This is a genomic window from Bdellovibrio bacteriovorus (assembly GCF_001592755.1).
GTDB classification, from domain to species: domain Bacteria; phylum Bdellovibrionota; class Bdellovibrionia; order Bdellovibrionales; family Bdellovibrionaceae; genus Bdellovibrio; species Bdellovibrio bacteriovorus_E.
This window is the reverse complement of sequence record NZ_LUKF01000003.1, coordinates 100,893-115,273: the sequence shown is the minus strand read 5'-3', so window position 1 is coordinate 115,273 and position 14,381 is coordinate 100,893. Positions and strand designations below refer to the sequence as shown.

The 14,381-nt window shown below is 46.1% G+C and carries 14 protein-coding genes; 4 read left to right on the top strand and 10 right to left on the bottom strand.

Annotated elements, in window-relative coordinates:
* Together AZI85_RS04380 and AZI85_RS04375 are read right to left on the bottom strand one after the other, a co-directional pair.
* A complete protein-coding gene (locus tag AZI85_RS04380) occupies positions 1–492 on the bottom strand; it encodes a VOC family protein (RefSeq protein WP_063242939.1) in 492 nt (163 codons plus the stop codon).
* 216 nt (positions 493–708) lie between these two features.
* A complete protein-coding gene (locus AZI85_RS04375) occupies positions 709–1,563 on the bottom strand; it encodes a class I SAM-dependent methyltransferase (protein WP_063242938.1) in 855 nt (284 codons plus the stop codon).
* 236 nt (positions 1,564–1,799) lie between these two features.
* Here AZI85_RS04375 and AZI85_RS04370 point away from each other — a divergent pair, with 236 nt between their 5' ends.
* On the top strand, positions 1,800–2,507 hold the full coding sequence (locus tag AZI85_RS04370) for a hypothetical protein (protein WP_063242937.1): 708 nt from the start codon (positions 1,800–1,802) through the stop codon (positions 2,505–2,507).
* Positions 2,508–2,637: 130 nt separating this feature from the next.
* Complete coding sequence (locus tag AZI85_RS04365; protein WP_063242936.1) at positions 2,638–3,438, top strand: S1 family peptidase; 801 nt, start codon at positions 2,638–2,640, stop codon at positions 3,436–3,438.
* On the opposite strand, the gene AZI85_RS04360 is transcribed toward AZI85_RS04365, so the two are convergent.
* The 3 genes from AZI85_RS04360 to AZI85_RS04350 all read right to left on the bottom strand — a co-directional run bounded on the left by AZI85_RS04360 (position 3,435) and on the right by AZI85_RS04350 (position 6,724).
* Positions 3,435–4,532, bottom strand: a complete 1,098-nt coding sequence (locus tag AZI85_RS04360) for a 2-methylaconitate cis-trans isomerase PrpF family protein (protein ID WP_063242935.1) — start codon at positions 4,530–4,532, stop codon at positions 3,435–3,437. The two genes, AZI85_RS04365 and AZI85_RS04360, sit on opposite strands and share 4 nt — an antisense overlap.
* Positions 4,533–4,546: 14 nt before the next feature.
* Positions 4,547–5,599 (bottom strand): P1 family peptidase, encoded by a 1,053-nt coding sequence (locus AZI85_RS04355; protein WP_063243074.1) that lies wholly within the window; start codon positions 5,597–5,599, stop codon positions 4,547–4,549.
* 81 nt (positions 5,600–5,680) lie between these two features.
* Positions 5,681–6,724: an MBL fold metallo-hydrolase gene (locus AZI85_RS04350; protein ID WP_253720836.1), complete on the bottom strand. Its 1,044-nt coding sequence runs from the start codon at positions 6,722–6,724 to the stop codon at positions 5,681–5,683.
* Positions 6,725–6,894: 170 nt separating this feature from the next.
* Here AZI85_RS04350 and AZI85_RS04345 point away from each other — a divergent pair, with 170 nt between their 5' ends.
* Both AZI85_RS04345 and AZI85_RS04340 read left to right on the top strand, forming a co-directional pair.
* Positions 6,895–7,485, top strand: a complete 591-nt coding sequence (locus AZI85_RS04345; RefSeq protein ID WP_155723919.1) for a TetR/AcrR family transcriptional regulator — start codon at positions 6,895–6,897, stop codon at positions 7,483–7,485.
* Between the two features lie 20 nt (positions 7,486–7,505).
* Positions 7,506–7,769, top strand: coding sequence for a hypothetical protein (locus tag AZI85_RS04340; RefSeq protein WP_063242932.1), 264 nt, complete (start codon positions 7,506–7,508; stop codon positions 7,767–7,769).
* Between the two features lies 1 nt (position 7,770).
* On the opposite strand, the gene AZI85_RS04335 is transcribed toward AZI85_RS04340, so the two are convergent.
* The 5 genes from AZI85_RS04335 to AZI85_RS04315 all read right to left on the bottom strand — a co-directional run bounded on the left by AZI85_RS04335 (position 7,771) and on the right by AZI85_RS04315 (position 14,368).
* On the bottom strand, positions 7,771–8,595 hold the full coding sequence (locus AZI85_RS04335) for a TfoX/Sxy family DNA transformation protein (protein ID WP_155723918.1): 825 nt from the start codon (positions 8,593–8,595) through the stop codon (positions 7,771–7,773).
* Positions 8,596–8,638: 43 nt separating this feature from the next.
* Positions 8,639–9,427 (bottom strand): substrate-binding periplasmic protein, encoded by a 789-nt coding sequence (locus AZI85_RS04330; RefSeq protein WP_063242930.1) that lies wholly within the window; start codon positions 9,425–9,427, stop codon positions 8,639–8,641.
* Between the two features lie 92 nt (positions 9,428–9,519).
* A complete protein-coding gene (locus AZI85_RS04325) occupies positions 9,520–11,298 on the bottom strand; it encodes a M23 family metallopeptidase (RefSeq protein ID WP_063242929.1) in 1,779 nt (592 codons plus the stop codon).
* A 53-nt stretch (positions 11,299–11,351) separates the two neighbouring features.
* Positions 11,352–13,043 (bottom strand): HEAT repeat domain-containing protein, encoded by a 1,692-nt coding sequence (locus AZI85_RS04320; protein ID WP_063242928.1) that lies wholly within the window; start codon positions 13,041–13,043, stop codon positions 11,352–11,354.
* A gap of 110 nt (positions 13,044–13,153) precedes the next feature.
* Entirely contained in the window at positions 13,154–14,368 is a 1,215-nt protein-coding gene (locus AZI85_RS04315) for an MFS transporter (RefSeq protein ID WP_063242927.1), read from the bottom strand.
* Positions 14,369–14,381: the final 13 nt, after the last annotated feature.

Here is a 14,381-nt window from a genome sequence, read left to right as displayed (position 1 = left end):
TTATCCTTTATAAGCACGCTTTAAAGTTTCGATATCGAATTTCACCATCTTGTACATTTCAGCCATCACGCGTTTGACTTGTTCAGGTGTGCCGTCTTTTTGCATCTCGTCCATAATGGTCGGAACGACTTGCCATGAAAGACCAAACTTATCTTTCAGCCATCCACATTGCTGAGGTTTGCCTCCGCCGGCCATTAATTTTTCCCAGTATTCATCAATCTGTGCTTGGGTGTCACAATAAACCATCAAGGAAATAGATTCGTTGAATTTGAAAATAGGGCCGCCGTTAATCGCCACAAATTTCTGTCCATTTGCGGTGAAGTCCACTGTCATAACCGAACCTTCTGGTTTTCCGTGATGTTCAAAGCCTTCTTTGCCGAAGCGGGCAATGGTGCCGATGCGGCCATCTTTAAAAATAGAAGTGTAAAACTTTGCTGCATCTTCTGCTTCGGAATCAAACCAAAGACAAATACCAATACCAAAAGGCTTCATAAATCCTCCAACGTTAAATGTGATATTTCATTACATACTAAATAGTATGTAAATTTTGTCAACAAAGAACTCCTTATCCAAACCTTGGGTGTCTTAAAAAGATAAAGTTTTAAACGATTCTTGTGTGAATACAGAAGCCTAGAGCGGCTAGACTTCTTTGTCGGTCTGTCGGTGATTTGTTATCGATAAATAGCAAACGTGGCCCCTTAGCAAGGGCTACGTCGTCGCCACTAAAAAGGCTTCGGCGGTGCCGGCGCTCAAGCCATCGGTGCGAAGGCTAAAGTAACGGTTGTAAATGTCCTGCGCAGAAACATACTTGGACTCGCTAAAGCCCGCTTTGCGTGCAAGAGCCAAAATTTCTTCCGGAGAAAAAAGACTGTTAAATGGAGTTCCAGACTCCGCCGCTTTTTTCATCACGAATTCCATGATCGAACGTTCTTGATCAGGAAGTAAGTCCAACGAAAGCATAAAAGTTGTCGCGAACGTAGAACCCTTAGCTAGCTTTGCGATCTGTTGGAAGGTTGTTAGGTTAGTCTCTTTTGTCAGATACATCGAGACACCTGTCGACACAACGAAGGCGGGTTTTGCAGGGTTAAAGCCCGCAGCGAGAAGACGGTCCCACCAGGATTCTCCCGCTTCAAAATCCACAGGGACAAAATGAAGTGATTCAGGAATCTCAAAGCCTTTTTCAAGCAAGCGTTTCTTTTTCCATGCTTGTGGGCCGGGCTGATCGACCTCAAAGATTTGTATGTGCGAAGCGATATTGGGGTGACGTTGGGCAAACGTATCAAGACCCGCTCCAAGAATAACATATTGGGTGACGCCGTTTTTGATTTCTTCTTTCAGCAAGTCCTCAATAAATCGTGCGCGGCCAACGATAGAGGCCCGCATACTTTTAGAAAAACCGGGTGCCATGTCTTGGCGATTTTGCCAGTCTTTTTCATCGACCAGTGCCGCGCCAACTTCGTCCGTAAAGATGTGCGGTGGAGGATCAATTTTAACATGAAGAGCCCGCCATAAGGCGACTCGAACGGCGGTGTGTTCTGGAGCTACGGTGTATTTGTCAGTCATGCCTTGATTGTGCCGCAGGCTTCTAAAGAGGAGAAGTTAAATGAAAGTTTCACTGTATAAAAATGAGAAAATACGGGGGTGTGTACTGTGGCTTTCGCGCTACGCGAATTTAAAACGCCCAAGGGTGACACGTGATTTTTAGCGGGATTCCGAGCACTTACTGATATTTACAAGTCGTTAACAACATTTTTTACGAGAAAGATATTCTATACGTCGAGCTGTTTATGGAGGTACGTATGAATACGAAGTATATGATCTTGATTGCACCGTTAATGCTTGCGGTATCAGTAGGGTGTAAGCAAGAAGCCGCGACGACGGATTCTGCCTCGACTGATTTGACTAGCACTCAACTTCCAGTTGTGAAAAGCCAGGACTCGGGATGTAAGGTTGAGAATGTGGATGGTGGAGCACAAATCACGTGTGGTGAAACAAGTGCTTTTTTGCCGGTGGCTGCCAATCCGGTAACGGCGAAAGTTCCCGTACTAATCAACGGTCCTACAAATGGAAACCCTGAAAACCAAAACGTGCAAGTGGGTGACTATCTAATTTCAGTGACGAAAAGCTCTAATAATACGGAGTTGATTACAATTTGGTATGAGCAGGATCAGGCGATTGCTCAATATGAAAATGGGATGATCATTCCTCGAGATCGGGCTATTTATTATGACTCTCGTGATTGTTCTGGCCCAGGTGTTTATCAGACAAATCCCGATATAAATTCATTTAGGTTCGGAATGGGGAATAGATTCATCTATTGGGATCGTTTTTATCGGTTAGGAGTTATACCTACTCATTGCTATCCTCGTTCGAAAAAAGAAGAAGATGGTACTTGTACGGAAATTACGGGACCAATGACAGGCGATTTCAACGGCTATGTGGCTGAACCTACAGCGACCAGTGTGCACGTTATGTTGTCGTCAGGATATAAAGTTAGAATGAAGTAGGTATAGTGAGTGTTTCCACCAGTTTCCAGAAAGACCATATTTTAGACAGGACGCACTTTTTTACTCATGACATAAGTTTCACTGTCGAAAATGAGGAGCCGCCTTTAAAAGAAAGCTAAAGGCGGTTCCCTTGAATACGATTGCAAAACTCTTAGTACTCTTAACTACGGTCTTTTTTGTGGCTTGCGCTCCTTCAGCAGATGATGGCGGTGTTGTTCTTTCAGACACGAGTGCGGGGATTTTTGGGGGAGATAAAGTCGACAGTGATGAGCGTATTGCTCAGTCGACCGTGGGTATCTACAATACAGAGAAGAAGGCCATTTGCACTGGGACTTTGATTGCGAAAAATGTCGTTCTTACCGCGGCTCACTGTTTGGTGGGTTCAAAATCCGAGATGGAAATCAGATTCGGGACAAAAATTTCTAAAGGGGTTTCACGTAAGGTGGTCGAAGCTCTTCGTGAACCTCACTACACAAACACAATCATCTTCGGCCCAGAGCGTGACATCGCCCTTATAAAATTCGCAGGCAGTCTGCCTTCAGGCTATAGACCGATTAACATCTTGAACGATTTCTCAGTGCTGACCGCCGGAAAAAAAATCACCGTTGCAGGATATGGTCGCAGTTTGCCAAAAATGAAAATGGGTGAGGGAACCCTTCGCAAAACTCAGCTTAAAATCTTGAAGCCCTTTTACATGAAAGATGAAATTCAGTTTGATCAATCTGATGATACCGGCAGTTGCCATGGCGACTCGGGTGGTCCGGCTTATACGACTGAAAATGGCGAGCTTAAAGTTTTCGGTGTCACGAGCAAAGTTCGTACGACGAAAGAAAGAAAACACGTTTGTGACGGCACAGTGATTTACACTCGTATCGACTTTCATCTTCCCTGGGTTGAAAAAGTTCTTCGGGATTTTGGAACTCTGAACTAAACAAACACGCGTCCTTCAAATAGAATTCTCGCGGTACGATAGAAGCTTCCACTTAAAGCCACGTACTGCGAGTTTTTTTCTTCCACCTTCGCGTTTAAAGTTAAAACTCCCGAAGGAATTCCGATTCGAACTTCATCTAAACTTTTATTCTCTAGCACTTCATGAATTAAACTTCCTGGAAGTTTCGCGCTCACAGCGGCACACAAGGAAACGGTTAAAGGCAAAGCCTTATGCGGCTGTCCACTGGCAATCACACGTAAAGAAAAATCCATCTCTGAAGAGTAACGGGGAGCCACCAACCCCAGATAGGGAATAGCGATGGATTTCTTCGCGTCTTCAATGCTAGAAGCGATGCCCATTGCCACCGAAGCTTCTAGTCGAATTTCCTCAAGAGCTTTTAGAAGATTCGGTCTATCGAGTTCTGCGGAGGACTCATCTCCGCGAAGTCCCAGATCCAAGGCATTCAAAAACACACAGGCATTCGCAGCGTCGATCATCGAAACCTGCAAGGATTTTCCATTAGATAACTTCAAAATGTCCCTTGTATTTCCTGTCGGAAGAAGTTTCCCGGTTGCAGCGCCGCCGGGATCTTGAAACTCCAGACGAATGGGGGAGCCGCTGCCGCTGACTCCAGGAATTTCTAGATCACCACTAAAAACCACTTCACCATTTTCAACTGGGAAGTGGGCATGAATTACTTTTTGAGTGTTCGTATTATAAATGCGTACGTGAGCTTCAGGGCCGGAAACAGAAACCCATTTTTTATAAACAGCATAGGGGCCGACAGCAGAACTGATGTTCCCACAATTTCCCTTATAGTCGACTTTCTTTTCGGTCACTGATACTTGGGCAAAAGTGTATTCGACATCGGCATCTTCACGAGTGGAAGGCTTTAAGATGGCTACTTTGGACAGAGAAGAAATACCACCACCCATGCCATTTAATTGACGGCCGTAAATATCAGGACTTCCTAAAGCTCGTAAAAAAATGTCATCCCACCCCGCACGCTCCGTAGGCAAATCGTTTTCGTTGAAGATCAAAGCACGACTTGTGCCGCCTCTCATGTAAGTGCAGGGATAAGATAGAAGTGACATGCGAAGCCTCTGATTTATTTCACGCGCAAGTTTTTGCCATGCACATCTCGGTAAGCCGGAAGAGCTCCCAAAGCCGTAGCTTCATAAACTCCGCGAGCCACCGCGCGCGCTAAACAATCGGCAGCGACAAGACCGATACGATTGACAAGGTCCGCCCGTTCTTGAATGTCAGCTCCCCAAGTTCCAGTAGAAGCCGCAAACACCGTGTCGCCATCGAAAGGAGTGTGCACTGGACGGATCGAGCGCGCATATCCATCTTGAGCCATGATCGCAACACGTTGGGCTTCAGCTTTTGTTAAGCGAGCATTCGTTGCGACAACTCCGATAGTTGTGTTTTCGCCGGCTTGGTTTGTGAGACTGTCTAACGGGGAACCCGTCCATGCTTCTGCGGCCGAATTGAAATCAATGGGTGCCGTGGGAATGGGTTGTCCACCCATTTCATTAGCTTGCTCAAACGGCCATGCCCAGAAGGAGGACTGACCCGGCATCACAGCAGTTCCTACGCAATTGACAGCGACGATCGCGCCGATTTGTAAACCATCACCGGAAACAGAAGAGGCGCTTCCTAGTCCGCCTTTAAAAGGCCCTGCTTTGGCGCCAAAGCCTGCACCCGCACAACCTAATTTAAAATCCAACGAAGCCGCATCAAGAGCGGAACGTCCTAAATTCCAATAAGGTGATTTATCACCCCAACCTTTGTCGCCGCCATTGAGTAAATCAAAAAGCACGGCACTAGGAACAATGGGTGCGCGAGCAGGACCAATAGGAAATCCAATTCCACGCGACGCCAAAGTGTCCGTGACGGCAGAAGAAGCGCCTAAACCAAAAACAGATCCACCACTTAATACGATAGCATCCACGCGGTCCACTAAGCAGCTGGGATTTAAAGCGTCGGTATCGCGAGTGCCAGGCGCACCACCGCGCACGTCCACCGCGGCAACAGCCGGATTATCAAACAGAATGACGGAAACACCACTCCATGCCTTTTGATCTTCAGCTTGACCGACACGAATAGAGTCCACGTCAGTGATACGATTACGAGGGCCGGGACGGAAGTTGTATTTCATCATCATACTCCTTGGGTGAGAGTTTGATGCTAATGTGTTCCCGGCGAAAGGATCAACCTAAAACTAGTTTGGAGCGCGTGCCTACCACCATGCTTCATTTTTATAATCGTCATTCACAACAACGATTTGCCCCAGACGAGGCGTCACTAAGTTGATTCCTTTTGACGTCGAGGCTTCTTGCAGTTTTAAGATAGGATCGTTCCAAGCATGGAAGGCCAAGACAAACATGCCCCAATGCACTGGGAAGAATCGCTTTGCTTTAAGGTCGGCATAAGCTTGCATCGATTCTTCGGGAAGCATATGCACTTCTTTCCACTTTTCGTTGTACTGACCGCATTCGATAAAGGCGATGTCAAAGGGGCCGTATTTTTCGCCGATTTCTTTAAAGTGAATATCGTATCCTGAGTCTCCACTAAAATAGATATTGTGTTTGTCATTTCTTAAAACCCAAGAAGCCCAAAGAGTTTCGTTGTCGCGCAGACCTGTGCGGCCCGAAAAATGTTGCGCGGGCGTGGCGACGAACTCAATCCCATCGACCTTGTGACTTTGCCACCAATCTAACTCTGTGATGCGCGAAGATTCAATGCCCCAGCCGATCAGGTGAGAGCTAACTCCTAGCGGAGTCAGGAATCGCGCCTTTTTACCTTTGAAAAATTGAATGGAAGTCATGTCGAGGTGATCGTAATGATCGTGAGAGATTACGATATAATCAATTTCTGGCAGAGAATGAAGATCCAAGACGGTTTTCTGGAATCTTTTGACCATGAAAGAGAACGGAGCCGCACTTCCTGAAAACACGGGATCCACTAAAATAATCTTTCCGTCCATATTAAGTAAAAACGTCGAGTGACCAAACCAGATGGTTTTTAAATGGTCGGAAGGTTTTAGGAACTCAGCCAAATCCGGCTTCACTTCGGGTAGGGGGTGAGCCGGCGTGCGATTTTCACCTTTGCTAAACCATTCTTTCAAGGTCGAAAAAGACATCGCGCGCTTGCGCATTTCCTTGATGGCCTCTTGCTGACGATTCACGAAGGCCTTTTCGTTTTTATCGTAGTTCGGCGACTGAGAGAATTTTTCTTGATAGTCCTTACCGGGACGAGTTCCAAATGCAGCACAACCAACCATATAAAAGCCTCCTATTAAGGCGAGGATCAAAGTGAGAAGAAGGGACGCCGTTTTCATAAAACCTCACAAAGTAAACGGTTGTGTTTACTTTAGGTCGTTTGCGGACAGTTTTCAATATAAAAGTAAACGAAGTCGTTTACTTTTATAAAAACCCATGTAAAATCATAGATATGTCAAAAGAAGAAATCTCAAAAAAAATCAAAGACGCGGCCGTCGTCGAATTTATGAAGTGGGGCCTTGATGCGGCTTCTATGGAAGACATCGCGAAAGGCGCTCAGGTCTCGAAAAGGACTCTTTATAAGTATTATCCAACCAAAGAAGCCGTTTTTGACGACATGGTCTTAGAGCTGGTGGAGGTCGCTTGCGGGGGGCCGACCATCGTTTATTCAAAAAGCGAAAGTCTGGAGTCACAAGTGAAAGAACTTGTGGAAAAAAAAGCGGAGCTTCTGACATCGGAAGAATATCTAACCACGGCGCGCATTGTTTTAAGCGAGGTCATGAAGGGGAAGAAACTCAGTGCAAAGCACCTTGCAAAGTTCAATGAGTCGGAAATCAAATTTTTAAAATGGATTGAGTCTGCAAAAAAAGACGGAAAAATCAAAGCCAAGATTTCCAACCAAGTTATTGCGGATCAAATGCACGCCTTTATCAAAGGTCAGCTTTTTTATCCTGTTTTATTTGGCATGAAAAAGGTGACGGCAAACGATCTTAAGAACATTAAGAAAATGACAGTTGAATTCTTCTTCAAGATGTTTTGTTAATATCGAAACAAGGAACTTCTATGAAATGGAAATCAGACCAAAAACTGCACATCGATCTAAAGCCACCTGAGGGCAAAATCACTTGCGATTTCACCGATGAGCTGGAAGAGATTTCGGTAAAATCCTATGAAGTGACTGTCACATACGGTGAACCTCACGAAGAAGTGAAAACCTGCCGCGGGAAAATCAGCGACTTTGTGTTAGAGAATAAGATCGAGTACATGGTGATGTCCGATGGAACTAAGATTCCACAAAACGCGATACGCCGTATTTCCTCAGAATAGCTTATTTCTTTCTCTTTGTTTTCTTTTTTGTGACCTTTTGAGGTGCCTTCTTCGCTAAAGCTTTCTTCTTCAGTTCTTTTTCTTTTTTTGCTAGCCCTTGCACAAAGCTGCGGGCCTCATCTTTTTCGGCCTGAGAAATAAGATTGAATTCCGTATTCGTGAGGGCTCCGATGAGTGCATAAGCATAGATGCTGTGGCGATGCTTGGGATTCATCGCGATCAACTTTAGAAGCGTCTTCTTCCAGCCTAACTTGATAAACTGTTGAGGCGTTTTTATTCCCGCTTTATGAAAATGCTTTTCGCTTTCGGCACCGAGATTCTTCAAGTCCGATATTTTTTTGGCCCGCTTCAAAACCGTTTCCGCTGGTTCATCGGTAAACATACGGGGGCGAGTGGTGTCCATCTTGTCAGAGATACCACGAAAGGGATCTTTCTTGGCCTTTAACTTGGATTTCGGAATACTTCCCCAATAGCTGTTCGGGCGAACGGCTTGCTTAAGAGCCTCGGTTGCCAATTCATCAAAGTGTTCGGTGTGAACGGGTAGATAAAGCCACTTCGGCAGAATGGGATGAGGAATCAAAAAAGGACAGCGCTGCAAGGCCTGCTCTTGGAATTCTTTGTCGACGGGAAACATACACCCGTTCCAAAGATCGAAGTCGTACTTTTTTCCTTTGTAAGTGCGACTTCCACCTTCACTTTCAAAAATAAGAAGAACCGCTTTGTCTTCGATATAATAAATAAATCCGCCGAACATCGCTTTCCTGCGATACTCGCCTTCGGGGAGCAAACTCTCAATCCATTTTAGTTCTTGCGGTTCCTTTGCCATAAGGCAAGTTTCAGATAAAACCGTCAAGGGGTCAAAGAGGATTTTAAAGTGGCGGAGCCTCGGGCAAACTCGTTAAGATTTGTTCTTGGTCTTTTTTGATGGGACCAATCCATGACTCAAGAATCTCTTGATAACGCGGGGATTTTTTTAGCTTAGCCAGACCCACTTCAAACTTTTTTAACAAAAGTCGACCTTCTTCATTTTTTGCAAAGTGCACAAAAATATCCTCCTCGCTTAAAAGAAGAAGGACCGAAAAGTTGCGAAATTCGGGATTTTCTTTCACCAGATAATAGTAAACGAATTCATCGATGGCGATAAAGGCCACACGGTTGGCTTTAAGCATACGCAAACTGTTGTAGTCCGAAGCCGTGAAGATTTTTTTGATCTTTTTATTTTCGTCAAACTGAGGCCCAAAAGGAAAGCCGGTAGGAAGGGCGACACTGCGACCTTCTAAATCCGTCACCCTTTCGATTTTCAGTCGGGCGGAAGAAGAAAGATTCGTAACAATCAAACCGCGACTTTTAAATAAAGACTCCTTGGGAAAAAGAAAATCTTTATTCATTTCGGAACTGTGCGCGGAGTTAAAACAGGCAGGGAATTTACCCGCGGCTGTCAACGCCAGACATCGCGGATAGGGCACTTGAACTAATTGCGGCTTTTCATCAACCAGACGAAAAGCTTCTTGTACAAGATCGACTGAAAGTCCGGCGGGTTGTCCTTGTTTTTTAAATGCAAACGGAGGCCACGCATCTTCCACCATAATTTTTGGAAGTGCGGCCTCACTTGTCGACGAAAGAATCGCCATGAATAAAAGAAAAAGGAAAGTACGCATGCCCCTGTTTTCTAACAAGAGTGGGACAGAGTCTTCTTAAGACTCTGTAATTTTAAAATTTCTGGCGAAATCCCTTGGAACGCGTGCGGTGTTTATTTTGTCCAAATCGCTCCGAACTTTCCTCCCGCTCCATAGGCCTGCACTTTCCAGAGACGATATCCTTGATTACTCATCTCATTGTACTTGCTTTGATAGACATCACTCGTCATATCCATCACAGTGACCCAATCACCTGGCATTTTCATCCACACACCTCCGAAGCGATCTCCTTTAGAGAACGTGGCCGCTGTTAACGACGTGCTCTTCCAGCCTTGTAAAAGAAGTTCGCTGGATTTCGTAAGATATTGTTGATGATCTAATCCATACCAAATTTGAAATTCCAATCCGTCTTGCACAAAAACGGCGGCATGACGGCGTGTGCCTCCGACGGGATAAGATACGTAATCTTCCACGCGGAAGCCCTGATTAATGACCAGATAGTTGTACTTCGTTTGAAAGTCCGCGTCGTTCATATTTGTAAACACGTAGTAAGGAAGGCCTGAATTCTTTTTCCACAAGGCAGTAAAGCGCGGTTGACCATTGTGCACTTGCACTTGCAATTCCCGTGGTAAAAGTCCTTTAAGATCATAGGCGTGAACCGCTTTATTAAATTCGTTGGCACTCAACCAGCCTTCGGCGGCCCAAGGAAAGCCCACTTTGTCGTCAAAAGTTCCCGCCGCTTTAACGGACCCACCTGAGGTGTAAACGCTCAGGCTTTGTAAACCCAATCCCATATTCGTGTAGTAGCCTTTGTAAAAATCAACGAGACTCCAGCTGACGTTGTGAAAGTCAGGAAAGTAGGGAGCAAAGAAGCGCGGAAAGTTAATTGTTTTCAGTGGAGCATAACAGCCCGTATTCATCTGAGCGTAAACGGCAAATGGATCTAGGAAAACCCATTCGGTGGCATTCTTAGGATTGGGCACTGCCAACATAAAATGCAAGTGATTGTTCGCACGAACTGTATCCATCGGTGTGCCATCATCATTGAGTCCCGTCCCGACGCCACCGGCGCCTGTATTGCCGGACTTTCCAATATACTGTCCAGTGCTGACCCAGTCGCCGACATTCACGGCAATGGCGTGAGACTCTTCACCCCAATACAAATTGCTTGTGTGCGTTCGAGTGTAACGACTGTACTTCGCGAAGCTGTCTGTGGCATTCGGATCTAAAGAAATAATCGCGCTTGCCGCATTTATATCATGAGTGTAGCCGTTGCGCAGATGCATGTATAAGCTGCGATACTTCGAGCCGTCTTTTGCGACGTGTTCGATCACCACGACATTGCCAAACCAATTGTCCCAAATTTTCGTCACGACTCGCCCCGGAGCTACCGCGACGACATCAAAGGCAACGTCTGTGCCTTCTTGAACGGAGTCTCGCCATGAATCAACTCCGGAATGGGCTTCGCCATTATCGTAGTACCAACCTTGAATCAAAGAGACTTCGGTGCCGTCAAACGGAAGAAAGAAGGGCAGTTGAGGATGAAGTTTCGCCGCCCAATTTCGCGCGGTCGTTTCGTTTGAAAAAACCGATTTAGGTCCTTTGTAAGTGACTTCTTTGTTAGCGACTGTATCGAGGATTTTATAATTACAACAGTCACTCGCCACACGTGGAGCGGTACACAAGCCTTTATCGCCAGGAAAGTTCTTATCAGGCGGTGCAGGCTGGCCAGGATCTGTGCCGACGTGCTGATCATGATCTTCATAAAGTCGATCAGGGCCTTGATAGATTTTGACGTCATAGACGCCACGAAGATTTACTTTTTTTTCTGCAAATGTCGAAGGTGTCGAAAAAAGAAGAATGCAGGCGATCGGGAATTTTAGGGCTTTCATAAAGCTCCTCCTCCAAAAACAAAGATAGGAGGAGCTTCCCGAAGGCGTAAGGTCTAGTGTTGAGATACTTCCATATTGACCAGAGCATGATCAATGGCACGAGCCCATTCCAGGTTTTTCTTGTTGGCCATCCAACCTGAATTTTTGGAACGCTCTTCCATCAATTTATCTTTAGCGGCAGGGTCGTCGACAAAACTTAAAGCCCGTGTGGCGACCGCTTTGAGATTTTCGTCGTCCGATTTTAGAAGTTTAAGAATGTTAGGAATGGCCGGAGCTCCAGATTGTCCCAGGGCTTGACTGCACCATTCACGAACACCATTTTCTTTGTCGTGCACACAGGAGCTTGCGGTCTCTAAAACGCTTTTACTGTCTTTCCACTCCACCTCGGCAAAAGCGCGCGCGGCTAGGGACTTGTCCGTTTTTTGTGGCGTAAAGATTTCTTTTTGTAAAGCGGTGAGGCCCACAGGACCCAAGCACTCCAGAGCTTTCACAGCAGGATCTTCGGCATCGCCAGTTTTAATAGAAGCAACAATGACGTTGATTTGTTCTTCGTTGAAGTGACGGGCTTTTTCTGGCAAAGAGCACACCATGCTGATCGCCAGATTTTTTTCAGAACTTTCTTCCGACAAGTTCGTAGCGACGAAGTTATTAACGACGTCTTCCTTTTTTAATTCGGACACCAAGATCTTAGAGGCCAAGGCACTGGTTTTCGGAGTGTCCAAAAGATTTGTCAGTCTTTTGCTCACCCACGCGCGTTCTTCTTCTCCCAGTTTTAGCATCACTAATGAAGACGCCTCAATAACCGGAAGAGGTTCTTTGTCGGTGATGCGTTTTACTAACAGATAACCGATTTGTTTTACATTCGCGGCACCAAACTTCATCATTTGACTGATGGCTGCGGCTCGTACGACAGAATTTGGATGCTTCAACATAATGTCTGCAAGTTTTGGCAGTCCGACGACAGACTTCATCTCCGTACAGGCAACAGCTTTAATAGCCCAATACACAGAGTCAGCTTCACCCTGCGGAGTCAAAGTTCTTTGCACGAGTTTATTTTTATCGTTGCAGGATTCTCCGGACTCAGCGGCATGTTTTAGTTCTACAGCTACGGCCGAAACCGCTTGGACGACAGGAGTTTCAGCGTTTTCTTCGGTGCTAGCTTGTTCTGTTTCATCGGAACGCGTCTCGGCTCGTTGAGAAAAGGCAAAGTCTGGGCGGCTTTCACGATACGCCGTCGAAATTGTTCTTCCTAAAAACAAAGCAACAATCGGGACTAAAAGAAAGATCGGCCAGCTTAAGATAAAAGCAGAGATGCGGCTAAAAGCAACACGCGAGCACCAGACAAGGACAGGGCCCATCAAGCTGCGAATCGCAAAGAATAGACAGATCATGGAAACAACGGGGATCACCGCCGCCTGCCAAACCACGGGGGCCCAATCCGCTTTTCCCATACCATAAATAATGTAAGCAAAGGCGATGGCGACCGCGGCGCGAGCAAACCACCACCACGGATTTGTTCTTAGGTGCGTCGGTAAAGAATGTGCAATCCAAATCCCTGCTTTAGTCAGCGTGCGGAAATTAAAATAAAGACAGATCAGGGCACCAGCACCGATAAGTGCTAAGTAATATTCATAAACGAAAGGAAGAAAGTGAATGACAGTACCATCTAAAACCAAGGCCGCGATAATGGAACAGAAAAGTGCAAACCACGGCAAGATCAAATAACGAAGGGCATTGAATTTCATCTTTTAATAGCCTCCAGGTCTTGCGACGAGTGATTAAAAATCCTCTCGAGGATAACACAGGACGGCTATGGTAAAGATTATATTTGCCCGGACCTAGACAGAAGACAGAGTTATTGCGAGACCTTTTGAAATCCCGTCAACCACTCTGTTCCGAAATAAATAAATGCGAGCAGCGGAAATAAGAAACCCACCCACGAAGTGAGCATCCATCCCCCATGCGCATAGGCCCACGCGCCAACGTAACTTCCGACAGCACCACCCACGAAAATGGTTGCTACATAAAGTCCGTTAAGACGGCCTCGAAGCTCTGCGGAGAGAGAAAAGATCGCACGTTGCCCCAACACCAAGTTGGCAGTGATGCCGGCATCAAGAAGAATCGCGGCAAAAACAAGGACAGCTAAAGCCCATCCAGAGCCTGGCGCAAAGATATGCGTAATTAAAAATGAAGCGGAAGCTGAAATCATAGCGACGGTCGTGGCTTGTCGACTGAATCCTTTATCAGCCATACGTCCAGCAAGAGGCGCCGAAACCGCACCGGCAACGCCAGCCAATGCAAAAAGAGCGATCGCTGTTTGCGAAAGATGAAACTCCTCAACAAGCAATAAAGGTGTTGTTGTCCAGAATAAAGAAAATGCTCCAAACATAAATGCCTGATAGATCGCGCGTCTTCTTAGGACCGGTGTTTGTGCAAAAAGACTTCCCATCGAGGCCATCAATTTGGAATAGCGAATGCCGGTATTGGTCGGTTGTCTTTCGGGAAGAAGTTTATAAAGAGCGAGCGCCAACAATAACATAAGAGCGGCTGAAAAATAAAAAACCGCATGCCAAGAAAATAAATCCGTCAGAAGGCTAGAGATAGGACGGGAAAGCATAATACCGATCATCAAGCCACTCATCAAACTTCCGACGACACGACCTCGAGTCGCTTCTGGCGCTAAGTGTGCGGCGTAAGGAACAATCACTTGCACTGTTGAAGCTCCCAGTCCCGTTGCCAAAGCGGCAAGGAAGTAAGGAACTAGGCTTGTCGCGAAGGCCAATCCCAACAAGCTGATAATAGTAAGTAGGATCATTGTCAGGATGAGTTTCCGATTTTCCACGATATCCGCTAAAGGAACAATCATCAGGACACCAAACCCGTAACCCACTTGAGTGAGCGTAACGACCAGGCCAGCCATAGAGGGATCCAGATTCAGCGCTTTGCTGATAAGGCCTACAAGGGGCTGCGCATAATAGAGATTGGCAGCGACAACGCCGACCGCCAGACCTAAAAGCAATACAAGAGACTTAGAAAGCGAATGAGAGGAGGGCTGAGTAGAGGAAGACATGAGAACCTTCGTT